This is a genomic window from Hymenobacter psoromatis, from assembly GCF_020012125.1.
Taxonomy (GTDB): domain Bacteria; phylum Bacteroidota; class Bacteroidia; order Cytophagales; family Hymenobacteraceae; genus Hymenobacter; species Hymenobacter psoromatis.
Genome location: NZ_JAIFAG010000001.1, coordinates 1,682,361 through 1,694,870 on the forward strand (window position 1 = coordinate 1,682,361; position 12,510 = coordinate 1,694,870).

The following is a 12,510-nucleotide window of genomic DNA, read 5'->3' on the forward strand; positions in this document are numbered from 1 at the left end:
CCACAGCATACCAGCCAGATTCATTAGTGGAAATCTACCGTATTTGCCTGACCAAGTACGCGGGTGAGCTGGTAGCCTCCGGTAATTCGGGCCGCTGGAACGAGCGTGGGCAACTCGTTATTTATGCCGCTGGCAGCCGGGCGCTGGCCTGCCTCGAAAATGTGGTGCACCGCAGCGGTGAGGGGTTAAATAACCTGTTTACAGTCATACGGATAGCCGTGTCGGATGAACTGTTGGTTGAAGAGCTGACCCTGGCCGACCTACCCCCCGATTGGCAGCCCACCAGCGCCTACGCCCGCTGCCAGCCGCTGGGAGCAGCCTGGTATCGTCGGCAGGCGGCCGCCGTGCTGCGGGTGCCATCCTCCATCATTGCCCACGAGCACAACTACGTACTCAACACCCGCCACCCCGATTTCGGACAAATACATATTGCGGGCTGGGAGGACTTTGCATTCGACCCGCGTATCAAGGCCCCGGAGCCGGGATAGAACTAAGTTGGCGGGCTGCTGTTACGAGCTTACGAGATTGATTGGGAAGTATCTTAGCGGCCCCGAGTAGTCTCGCATCGTCTTTTTTCCTTCTATGCCTACCGCCCCTACCGCTTATATCCCTACTGCCGAGCCGGTAACGCACCACGTGCGTGCCCGCCAGTTGCTCAAGGCGCACCCCGAGGTGAAGCGCCTGATGACGCGTAACGCCACCACGGCGCTCATTACGGTGGGCTGCGTGGCCCTGCAAGTGGCAGTGGCCTACGCTTTGCGCGGCCAGGCGTGGTACTGGACGCTGGCCGCCTCCTACGTGCTGGGTGCGTTCGTGTGCCACACGCTGTTCGTCATTATTCACGAGGCTACTCACAACTTAGTGTTTAAGGGCCAGTGGGCTAATGCAGCGGTGGGCATCGGGGCCAATCTACCGATGGTGCTGCCCACGGCCATGAGCTTTCGCAAGTTTCACCTCAAGCACCACTCGGCGCTGGGCCACTTCGAGCACGATGCCGACCTGCCCGACCACTACGAGGCTAAGCTCATTCAGCACTACGCCATTGGCAAGGCCGTGTGGTTGTTCTTTTTCCCGATTTTTCAGCTGGTGCGCACGTTTCGCTGCCGCAGCGTGGTGCCGTTCGATAAGTACATCGCGGCCAACTGGGTAGCCCAGATTGCCTTCAACGTGGGTATCTACTTCTGGCTGGGACCGGCGGCGTTTCTGTACCTGTTTTTTAGCTTCTGGTTTTCGGTGAGCCTGCACCCGGTGGGTGCGCGCTGGATTCAGGAGCACTACCTCATCTTAAGCCCCGAGCAGGAAACAACCTCTTACTACGGCCGCCTCAACGGCGTGCACCTCAACATCGGCTACCATAACGAGCACCACGACCTGCCCGGCGTACCCTGGAACAAGCTGCCCGAGCTGCGCCGCCTGGCTCCCGAGTTCTACGAGCCGCTGCTACACCACACCAGTTACACCAAGGTGCTGCTGCGCTTTTTATTCGACCAGGAAATATCGCTCTACTCGCGCGTTGTGCGCGGCGAAACCGTGGCAAGCCAGGTGGCCCTTTTGGTACCCGTAGCCAAATAGCCAACGCTTTCGGCCGCCCTAGCAGGGTAGGCCCTACCCCCACTACGTGCCCCAGACGGGCAGGTGGTGGGGGTATTTTAATACCCGGTGCACCAGGTGCTGCCGTTGGCAGTCGGTCACGGTGGCCGAAGAATTAGGTTTCTGCTTTGCACAATCGTTAATGTGAACTTTTTTGGGTGCTAAAAAGAAGTTTTTTCTTGGTCCGCATTCTCCATATTTCTCTTCGCAAGCGATTTCAATAAGGTTTTTGATAGTAAATCGGCTTTCATTGACAATTTTCTTTTTGTTATCTTTAAAAAAAACCAGTATTATTGTCTCGCTGATTCAAAGCGGCATCACGTTGGCTGCGCCTTTCCAGGCAAGCCGGGTAGTTGATGGCGTTTTTTTTAAGCTGCTTACACAATCGATTGTGTAAAGTTTGCCCGTAACTCATTTCATTTTTCCCACCCAACCCCTTCTCGCTCATGAGAAAGTCAGTACCCAAGATGGGGCGGCTTCTGGTGCCAGCCGCCCTCAGCTGCCTACCCCTCCAGCCCCTGTTGGCCCACAGCCGGGCCGCCACCGAAACGAGCCGCCCAGCCTCGGCTGCCGGCCCCGTAACCGGCCGCGTCGTGGACGAAAAAGGTAACGGCCTGCCCGGCGTCAACGTCATCGTGAAGGGCACCAGCACGGGGGCGCAAACCAACGCGGACGGCCGCTACACGATTGAGACGCCGGCCGGGGCCACGCTCATATTTTCCTACATCGGCTACCTGAGCCAGGAGGTAGCCGTGGGCGACCGCCCCAGCATTGACGTAGCCCTGGTGCCCGATAGCAAGTCGCTGGCCGATGTGGTGGTGGTAGGCTACCTGGCCCAGGACCGCCAGAACCTGAGTAGCGCCGTAGGTACGCTCAACGTGAAGGAGGCTACCAAAATGCCAGTGCCTACCATTACGCAGGCCCTGCAAGGGCAGGTAGCGGGCGTGCAGGTGACGGGCTCGGGCGGGCCCGGCGACGCGCCAATAGTTGTTGTGCGCGGCACGGGTGGCCTGGGCAATAGCAACAGTGCCCCGCTCTACGTGATTGACGGCCTGTGGACGGACAACATCCGGGACCTTAACCCCAATGACATTGCGACGCTCAACGTGCTGAAAGATGCCTCCTCGACGGCCATTTATGGTGCGCGCGGGGCCAACGGCGTTATCCAGATAACGACCAAAAAGGGCAAGGCGGGCGTGCCAACCATTGGCATCAATGCCTATACCGGCATCGACAACGTGTCTAAGCGCTACCAGCTGACCAACGCCAGCCAATGGGCCGACCGCGCCGTGCAAGCCTACGCCAACGCCGGCCTCGACCCGCTCAATGCGGGCCAGAATAGCCTGGCCGGCGCGGTGAAGGGAGCCGGCGGCGCGTTCAACCCCAACGTGGATACCGACTGGCAGAAGGAGTTTTTCCAGACGGGCCGGGTGGAGGACTACAACGTGAACTTCTCGGGAGGTACTACGGGCGACAACGCGGGTAGCAACTACCTGATTTCGGGCGAATACTTCCACCAGCAGGGGGTAGTAAAGGGTCCTGACTTTAAGCGCTACAGCCTGCGCCTGAACTCGGGGATGACCAAGGGAAAGTTTCGCTTTCAGGAAAATGCCCAGCTCACGCACCTCAACACGACGCTGCTTAATGGGTTTCCGTTTATTGACGTGGTGACTTTTCTGCCTACCATTCCGGTGTACGACCCGGCCAACCTGGGGGGCTTCGGCACGGGCTCGACCAAACTCAACACCTTCGCCACCAACCCCGTCGGCGCGCAGCAATTGCTGACGCGCCGGCAGTCGGACAACCGCCTGGCGGGCAACATGACGTTCGACTATTCCATTTTTGACTTCCTGACCTACCGCCTGAACCTGGCGATGGATGGGCACATGTACAGCAATTCGGATGCGCAGCAGCTGGGCATTTTGCGCCAGAATACGCAGATTAATACGTCATCCTTGACGGAGTATGAGGGCTACGACGTGTTTTTGATGGCCGAGAACACCCTGAACTTCAACAAGAGCTTTGGGGACCACCACGTGAATGTGCTGGGGGGCTACTCGGAGCGGTACATGGACTACCATAATACCAGCGCCCAGACCCAGGGCTTTACCGCCACGCCCCAGTACTATTTTCAGTTGAGCGCTGGTCAAAACGTTGGCGTGGTGACGGGCGCTGACGTAGTGGTTACGAATCGCTCGTACTTCTCGCAGGCTACCTATGACTACAAGAACCGCTACCTGCTGTCGGGTAGCTACCGGCGCGATGGCTCGTCGCGCTTCGTAGAGCAGAACCGCTACGGCAACTTCGGGGCCGCGTCCATCGGTTACCGTATTAGCGAGGAGGAGTTCTTTAAGAATGCCTTGCCGATGGTGAGCAACCTGAAAGTGCGGGCCAGCTACGGTATCATTGGCAACGACCAGCTGAACGGCGCTAACATTCCGTATTACGGCGCTTACCTGCCTACCGCCACTATTAATCAGAACACGAACTACGTACTGGGCAGCGGGCAGGTCATCACGAATGGCCGAACCGCTACGGTATTGCCAAGCCCTGGCTTGCAGTGGGAAGAGCGCCGCGTGAAAGACGTGGGTCTGGACTTGGCCGTATTCGACAATCACTTGACTTTCACGGCCGACTACTACGTGTCGGAGTCACGCAAGGCCTTGGCCCCCGTGGTAGTGCCTATTTACACCGGCAATTTTGGGCCGGTATATGAGAATGCGGGCAACATTCAAAACAAAGGTCTGGAGCTAGCCCTGGGTTACCAGAACACGGCAGGAGAATTCAGATACAGTGTTAACGCTAACGTAACCACGCTGCAAAACCTGGTGACGGCGGTACCTAACGCCGGCCAGACACTAATAGATGGCCAGAACCTGACCAGCACGGGCGTGGGCACGTCGGTGGGCTCGTTCTTCCTGATTCCGATGGCGGGCATCTTCCAGACGCAGGATGAGGTGGCGAACTACAAGAACGCGGCGGGCCAGGTGATTCAGCCCTACGCCGCGCCCGGCGACGTGAAGTATGCCGATACCAACGGCGACGGCGTGATTGACTCTAAAGACCGCGTGCACGTGGTCACCCTTCCCTACCCTGCAATACGGCCTGAACGTGAGCCTGGGCTACAAGGGCTTCGACCTGTCGATATTCGCGCAGGGCGTGCACGGCAACGTGATTTACAACAACGCCAAGTACGCCCTGGAGCGCTACGACGGCCCCAGCAACTACGAGCTGAACGTGCTGCCGTGGTCGGCCGACAACCCTAGCAATTCCAACGCCCGTCTGCTGCAGGGTGGCGGGGCTAACTCGAACTCGGCCTCGATGAATGCCCTCTACAACACCACGCGCTGGCTGGAAGACGGCTCGTACCTGCGCCTGAAGAACGTGCAGCTGGGCTACACCTTCGGCAAGAATCTGCTGGGCTGGGCCCCGGCTATCAACTCGCTGCGGGTGTACGTGACGGGGCGCAACATCGTGACCTTCACCAAGTACACGGGCTACGACCCCGAAATTTCGAATCCCGACTTCTTCGGCCGGGGTATCGATAACAGCGCCTACCCCAACGTGCGTACGTTCACGGGCGGCGTGCAGGCCACTTTTTAATGATGGATGACGAACGACCGGTGCCGAATGCTTGGGCAGCGCGCCGCGCGGCCAATGAAGCATTCGGCACTGGTTGGTAGTCAGTAGTCACGGGTCACTAGTCATTAACTACTCCTCTTTTATGAAATCCCACAAAATCTTTACCCTGGCGCTGGCGGGCAGCCTTTTGGCCGCCACTGGCTGTAAAAAAGACTTACTCAACCAGACCAACCCCAACACGCTGTCGGTGTCACAGTTCTGGCTCACAGCCGACGATGCGAACAGGGGCATCATTGCCTCCTATTCAGGCATTCAGCAATACGGCGTGTACGACCACTGCTGGCAGTTTATGGCGGCCCGCTCGGACGAGACATACAGCCAGAGCCCCTACGTGGAACTAGCCGTGTTTACGCGCTTCGTGCAGGCCAACAATAACTTCTTCATCTCGGCTTTTGCCTGGAACGACTACTACCGCACTATTTTCCGCACCAATCAGGCGCTGAACCACATTCCGAGCATCACAATGGATGCGACGCTGCAAAAGCAGTACCTCGCGGAAGCGCGCTTCATCCGAGCGCTGATGTACTACGACCTGGATTCGTTTTTTGGCAACGTGCCCTTGATTACGGAAGAGCCCAATGTGACGACCCGCGTGAAGCAGGTGGGCCCGGCCGAGGTAGAGGCCCAGGTAATTGCCGACCTGATGGCGGCCATCCCCGACCTGCCCGTGGCCTACGCCGCCGCTGACCTGGGCCGCGCCACTAAGGGAGCAGCGCAGGCGCTGCTGGCCAAGATGTACATGCAGCAGCACAAGTACACGGAGGCTTCGGCCTTGTTCACGACCATCATCAGCTCGGGTAAGTATTCGCTGGTGCCCAGCTACTTGGATAACTTCACCGAGGCCAACGAGAACAACAGCGAGTCGCTGTTTGAGGTGCAGTACACGGGGGCAGTGCTCGACGTGGGGCAGGGCCAGGATATTGCCTCCGCCTCGGAGGGCTACGACCGACCCAACTTCTTCGGGCCGCCCATCTACTCGTTTGCCGACGTGCAGCCCCGGCAGTCGCTCACGGCCTCGTTTACCGACTCGACGACTGCGCTGGTACCCGGCACCAAGAAGCACGCCATCGACCCGCGCCGTGATATTTCCATTATCAGCTCGCTCAACCCAGACGTATTCTACGGCAAAACCTTCGTGCAGCTGGGCTATAACCCCAGCCAGCAGTACTGGCGCAAATACCTGAATGACCGCACCCGCACCACGCCCGAAAACTTCACTTCGGGCATCAACTTCCGGCTGATTCGCTACGGCGATATCCTGCTGCTGCAAGCCGAGGCGCTGAATGAGCTGGGCCAAACGGCGGCCGCCGTGCCGCTCGTGAACCAGGTGCGGGCCCGCGTGGGCCTGGGCCCCGTGCCGATGGCCAACGCAGCTAGCCAGAGTGCGCTGCGCCTCTACATGCGCGATGAGCGCGGCCGCGAGCTGGCCGGCGAAGGCCAGCGCTGGTACGACATCGTGCGCTGGGGCCTGCTCGACAACCAGGCGGGCCTCGACTACCTCATCGCCAGGGACCCCGACTTTACCAACTTCGTGCTCGGCAAGTCGAAGCTCCTACCCCTGCCGCAGACCGACATCGACCTCGACCCCACCATCAAGCAAAACCCTGGCTACTAACTAAGAAAAGTCCCTATCCCCTCGTCTGGCTTAGAAGGGGGGGTAGGGGCTGTGCTGGTTTTCTACTCATCCATTCCCACCCGCTATGCTCCATTCGTTACTTTTGCGCGCCGGGCGCTTGGCCGGACTGGTGCTGCTACTTGGCTGGCTGGTTACTCCCGCCTTGGCGCTGCAAGGTGCGCTAGGTATTCACGACCCTTCGACCATTGTGAAAAGTGGCAGCAAATACTGGGTGTTTGGGACCGGCGACGGCATTGCCTGCAAATACTCGACCGACCTCATCAACTGGACCGACGCGCCCTCGGTGTATACCAAAACGGCCTACCCCGGCTGGATTAACGGCAAGGTGCCGGGCTTCGCGGGCACATTCTGGGCGCCCGAGTGCCGCTATCTAAACGGCAAATATTACCTCTATTACTCGTGCTCCACGTTTGGCTCACAGGTATCGACTATCGGGCTGGCCACCACCCCGACGCTCGATGCTACCGACCCGGCGTACAAGTGGACCGACCAGGGCGAGGTGATTTCGAGCAATACGACCACCGTGGCCAACGCCATCGACCCAGCCATCTTTACCGATGCTAGCAGTAACCTCTGGCTCAGCTACGGTTCGTACTTCGGTGGCATTCGCATCACGCAGCTTGATGCGACCACGGGCAAGCCGCTCAACGTTGCTACCCAATACACGGTGGCCAATGGGGGGGTAGAGGCCTCCTACGTGGCGTATAATAATGGTTTTTACTACCTCTTTGTGAACCGCGGCACCTGCTGCAACGGCGTCAGCAGCACCTACTATATTCAGGTGGGCCGCTCGGCCAGTCCTACGGGGCCCTACCTCGACCAGACCGGCAAGGACCTGAATGCCAACGGCGGCACCACGCTGCTGAGCAGCGCCGCCCGCTACGTCGGGCCGGGTCACACCGGTATTTTCACGGAGAACGGCGTGACGTATTTCAGCCATCATTATTACGATGGCTACGACAACGGCGCCCCCAAGCTAGGCCTGGCGCAGCTGACCTGGGCCGCCAGCGGCTGGCCCACCGTGAGCCGCGACTGGCTGGACGCCGGCCGCTACACCCTCAAAAACCAGAATAGCGGCCTGGTGTGGGATGCCTGGGGCTGCACCGGCGTATCGGGCCAGCTGGTGGCCCAGGGCACGCCCAGCGGCCTCACCTGCCAGCAGTGGAACCTGACGCCGCTCGGCGCGGGTGCCTACAAAATCACGAACGCCCTCGGCGGCCTGGCCACGGATGTTATTGGCTGCCTGCCCGACGCGGGCACTAAGCTTCAGCTGTATGCCTCCAATGGCCTCGTGTGCCAGCAGTACGTGGTAGAGCGCGCCAGCGATGGCACGTTCATCTTCACCTCGGCCACTGGCAACAACGTGGTGGAGGTGCCCAACTGCTCGACTACCCCCGGCCAGCAGCTGGGCCTGTGGACATACAACGGCTTTGGCTGCCAGCGCTGGATTCCGGCGCTGGTGACTAATCCACTGGCTGCGGCCCGCGCGCAGTCGCTGGCGGGCGTCAGCATTTACCCGGTGCCGGCGCAGGCCGGCCGCTTCACGGTGGAGCTGGGCGGCGCGGCCGGGGTAGGGGGCAGCACGGTAGTAGAGGTAGTCAATTCACAGGGGCAGGCGGTGTACCAGCGGCAGTTTGACCCGCAGCAAACGACGCTGGCCGTGGAAACTGGCCTGAGTGCGGGCATCTATTTGGTGCGCGTGCGCCGCGAAGGGGGCATATTTACGCAAAAAGTGTCCGTTTTTTAATCTTTCCCTCCTCGTTCATGCTCACCACCCCACGCCTTCGCGTACTTGCCGCCGGCTTCGGCAGCGCCCTGCTGCTGGCCGCCTGCTCGTCCAATTCTACCACCAGCCAGGAAGCGGCTACCACTTCGGCCCCGGCCGACTCGGCCGCGACCGGCGCTAGCGCTTCCGCCACCATGCCTACTTCCACTGCGTTTGGCAAAACTGCCGACGGTACTGAAATCCAGCTTTTTACCCTCACCAACGCCCACGGCCTCAAGGCCAGCATCAGCACCCTCGGCGGCACGCTCACCAGCCTGCTCGTGCCCGATAAGGACGGCAAGATGAGCGACGTTATCCTGGGTTTTGATAACGTAAGCGGCTACCTCAGCCCCGCGTTTAAGAAGGCGAATCCATACTTCGGCGCGCTCATCGGGCGCTACGGCAACCGCATCGCCAAGGGCCAATTTACCCTTGATGGCAAGACCTACCACGTCGGTATTAATAATAATGGCAACTCGCTGCACGGCGGCAACGTGGGCTTCAACCAGAAGGTGTGGACCGCCAAGCCCGGCACCTCGGCCGACGGCGAAACCCTGACCCTTAAGTACCTCAGCAAGGACGGCGAGGAAGGTTACCCCGGCAACCTGACCGTGACGGTGGTCTACACCCTCACCGCCGACAACGCCCTTAAAATCGACTATACCGCCACCACCGACAAGGCTACCCCCATCAACCTCACCAACCACGCCTACTTCAACCTGGCCCTGGGCCAGCGCAAGGACGTGCTGGCCCACATGGTGACGATTCCGGCCGACCGCTACACGGTGGTCGATGCCAACCTGATTCCGACCGGCGAGCTGCGGCCGGTAAAGGGCACGCCCTTCGACTTTACTACCCCCCACGCCATCGGCGAGCGCATTGCGCAGGTGCCCGGCGGCTACGACCACAACTGGGTGCTGAACCAGACCACCGGCCAGCACAGCGCCGCCACCGTGTTTGAGCCCACCACTGGCCGCACCCTGGAAGTGACCACCGACCAGCCGGGGGTGCAGTTCTACACCGGCAATTTCCTGGATGGTACTTTGACCGGCAAAGGGGGGGTAGTGTACGGCAAGCACGCCGGCTTCTGCCTCGAAACCCAGCATTTCCCCGACTCGCCCAACCAGCCCAAGTTTCCGAGCACTATTTTGAAGCCGGGCGAGACGTACCACACTACTACCAGCTACACGTTTGGGGTGCGGAAGTAAGCCAGACTAGTATCACTCGGTTGTCCTTGCGAGCGTAACGAAGTAGAGCGCGGCAATCTTTCCTTACCGTTCGTCTCATCGGATTTACTTCTCCTAGCGTGAAGGAAAGATTGCCGCGCTTCACTTCGTTGCGCTCGCAATGACAAACGTTTTTTAAATTTATAACTACGTCTTAACGTGCCAACTCAACCTGCCTCGCCGGCCTACGTCATTGGCCTCGACTACGGCACCGATTCGGTGCGGGCGCTGCTCGTGGATGCCCGCACCGGCACCGAAGTAGCGCAGGCCGTGCATTACTACCCCCGCTGGAAGCAGGGCCACTACTGCAACCCCGCTAAAAACCGCTTTCGCCAGCACCCCCTCGACCACCTCGAAGGCCTCGAAGCCACGGTGCGCGAAGTGGCCCTGAAAGTACCCGCCGAGCAGATTCTGGGTCTCGCCATCGACACTACCGGCTCCACGCCCGGCCCCGTGAACGAGCAGGGCCAGCTGCTGGGCATGCTACCCGAATTCGCTGATAATCCCAACGCGCTCTTCATCCTCTGGAAAGACCACACGGCCCTGGCCGAGGCGGCCGAAATCAACCACAAGGCCCGTACCTGGGGCGGTGAGGACTTTACGAAGTACGAGGGCGGCATCTACTCTTCGGAGTGGTTTTGGGCCAAAATCATGCACATTGTGCGTGAGGATGAGGCCGTGGCCAACGCCGCCTACTCTTGGATGGAGCACTGCGACTGGCTCACGCTGACCCTCACTGGCCAGCCGCTGGCCGAATTCAAGCGCAGCCGTTGCGCCGCGGGCCACAAGGCCCTGTGGCACGCCAGCTGGGGCGGCCTACCCCCCGAGGAGTTCCTGACCCACCTCGACCCCAAGCTGGCCGGCTTACGCAATCGATTGTTTACCGAAACCTACACCGCCGACCAGGTGGCCGGGCACCTCTCGGCCGAATGGGCCGCGCGTTTGGGCCTGACTACCAGCACCGTAATTGCCGTGGGCTCGTTCGATGCCCACGCGGGCGCCGTGGCGGGCGAAATCGAGTCGTACTCGATGGTGAAGGTGATGGGCACCAGCACCTGCGACATTGTAGTAGCACCTACGGCCGAAGTCGGTGACCATTTGGTGGCCGGTATCTGCGGGCAGGTCGATGGCTCGGTAATTCCGGGTATGCTGGGGCTGGAAGCCGGGCAGTCGGCTTTTGGCGACTTGCTGGCCTGGTTCCGGCAGATGCTGGAGTGGCCCTTGCAGGCCGCCACATTGGCCCACTCGCAAGTGCTGAGCGCCGAGCAGCTGGCCCTGTTTCAGCAGGAGCTGAGCGACAACCTGTTGCGCCAGCTCACGCAGGCCGCCTCGGAATTGGACCCCGCTGAGAGTAGCGTTATCGCCCTCGACTGGGTGAACGGCCGCCGCACGCCCGACGCCAACCAGGCCCTCAAAGGCGCCCTGATGAACCTGACGATGGGCACTTCGGCCCCGCAGATTTTTCGGGCGCTGGTCGAGGCCATCTGCTACGGCTCAAAGCAGATTGTGGAGCGCTTTGAGAGCGAAGGCATCCCCATCAAGCAAGTGATTGGCATAGGGGGGGTAGCAAAAAAATCGGCCTTCGTGATGCAAACGCTGGCCGACGTGCTCGACCGGCCCATCAAAATTGCCCTCTCAGAGCAGGCCCCGGCGCTGGGCGCGGCCATGTACGCGGCCGTGGCAGCAGGCGTGTACCCTGATGTGCTCACCGCCCAAAAGGCGCTGGGTAGCGGCTTTGCCGAAACCTACACGCCGCAGCCCGCCCGCGTGGCCGACTATGCCGCCCGCTACGCGCAATACCAGGCCCTGGGCCAGTTCGTGGAGAAAAGTAGCGTGGACTCTGCGAGTCCGCGCTTGAACGATTCGGAATCATCTACGCGCGGACTCGCAGAGTCCACGCTACAGCCGGTGCAATGAGCCAGTACCAAGACCTAAAACAAGCCTGCTACGAGGCCAATATGCAATTACCGGCGTTGGGGCTGGTGCTCTTCACTTTTGGCAACGCGAGCGTGGTGGACCGCGCGCGGAGCGTGTTCGCCATTAAGCCCAGCGGCGTGCCCTATGCCACGCTGCGGCCGGAGGACATCGTGATTGTCGATTTCGACAACACCGTGGTGGAGGGTACCAAACGCCCCAGCAGCGACACCAAAACCCACGCGCTGCTCTTCAAGGAGTGGCCCATGATTGGCGGTATCGTGCACACGCACAGCACCTACGCTACGGCCTGGGCCCAGGCGCAGCTCGATATTCCCATCCTGGGCACCACCCACGCCGACCACCTCACCACCGACGTGCCCTGCGCCCCGCCCATGAGCGACGAGCTCATCGCTGGCGACTACGAGCACGAAACGGGCTGGCAAATCATCAACGAATTTGCCAGGCGCGGCCTCTCGCCGGCCGAGGTGGAGATGATACTCGTGGGCAACCACGCGCCCTTTACCTGGGGCAAAACCGTGGAAAGGGCCGTGTACCACAGCGCGGTACTCGAAGAAGTGGCCCGCCTAGCCTACCTCAGCTGCACGCTGAAACCAGGGGTAGCGCGCCTCAAGGAGGCGTTGATTAACAAACACTACCAGCGCAAGCACGGCGCTAATTCCTACTACGGGCAGTAGGTAAGGTAGCGTGGACTCTGCGAGTCCGCGCGTTGCGCC

At 60.5% G+C, this 12,510-nt stretch carries 9 protein-coding genes; all 9 read left to right on the plus strand.

The window, feature by feature from the left end:
- The first annotated feature begins 26 nt into the window (after positions 1-26).
- The 9 genes from LC531_RS07210 to LC531_RS07250 all read left to right on the plus strand — a co-directional run bounded on the left by LC531_RS07210 (position 27) and on the right by LC531_RS07250 (position 12,471).
- Entirely contained in the window at positions 27-488 is a 462-nt protein-coding gene (locus LC531_RS07210; protein ID WP_223649635.1) for an RES family NAD+ phosphorylase, read from the plus strand.
- 94 nt (positions 489-582) lie between these two features.
- Positions 583-1,572 (plus strand): fatty acid desaturase, encoded by a 990-nt coding sequence (locus tag LC531_RS07215; RefSeq protein WP_223649636.1) that lies wholly within the window; start codon positions 583-585, stop codon positions 1,570-1,572.
- 464 nt (positions 1,573-2,036) lie between these two features.
- Positions 2,037-4,856, plus strand: coding sequence for a SusC/RagA family TonB-linked outer membrane protein (locus LC531_RS07220; protein WP_223649637.1), 2,820 nt, complete (start codon positions 2,037-2,039; stop codon positions 4,854-4,856).
- Positions 4,750-5,193 (plus strand): hypothetical protein, encoded by a 444-nt coding sequence (locus LC531_RS07225; RefSeq protein WP_223649638.1) that lies wholly within the window; start codon positions 4,750-4,752, stop codon positions 5,191-5,193. The genes LC531_RS07220 and LC531_RS07225 overlap by 107 nt, the downstream gene beginning before the upstream one ends.
- A gap of 121 nt (positions 5,194-5,314) precedes the next feature.
- Entirely contained in the window at positions 5,315-6,847 is a 1,533-nt protein-coding gene (locus LC531_RS07230) for a RagB/SusD family nutrient uptake outer membrane protein (RefSeq protein WP_223649639.1), read from the plus strand.
- An 85-nt stretch (positions 6,848-6,932) separates the two neighbouring features.
- Positions 6,933-8,615, plus strand: coding sequence for a family 43 glycosylhydrolase (locus tag LC531_RS07235; protein WP_223649640.1), 1,683 nt, complete (start codon positions 6,933-6,935; stop codon positions 8,613-8,615).
- A 17-nt stretch (positions 8,616-8,632) separates the two neighbouring features.
- Positions 8,633-9,841 carry an aldose epimerase family protein gene (locus tag LC531_RS07240; protein ID WP_416139008.1) on the plus strand — a complete coding sequence of 403 codons (1,209 nt, stop codon included), beginning with the start codon at positions 8,633-8,635 and terminating at the stop codon, positions 9,839-9,841.
- A gap of 177 nt (positions 9,842-10,018) precedes the next feature.
- Entirely contained in the window at positions 10,019-11,776 is a 1,758-nt protein-coding gene (locus LC531_RS07245; RefSeq protein ID WP_223649641.1) for a ribulokinase, read from the plus strand.
- Positions 11,773-12,471, plus strand: coding sequence for an L-ribulose-5-phosphate 4-epimerase (locus tag LC531_RS07250; protein ID WP_223649642.1), 699 nt, complete (start codon positions 11,773-11,775; stop codon positions 12,469-12,471). Before LC531_RS07245 ends, LC531_RS07250 begins: the two co-directional genes overlap by 4 nt.
- Positions 12,472-12,510: the final 39 nt, after the last annotated feature.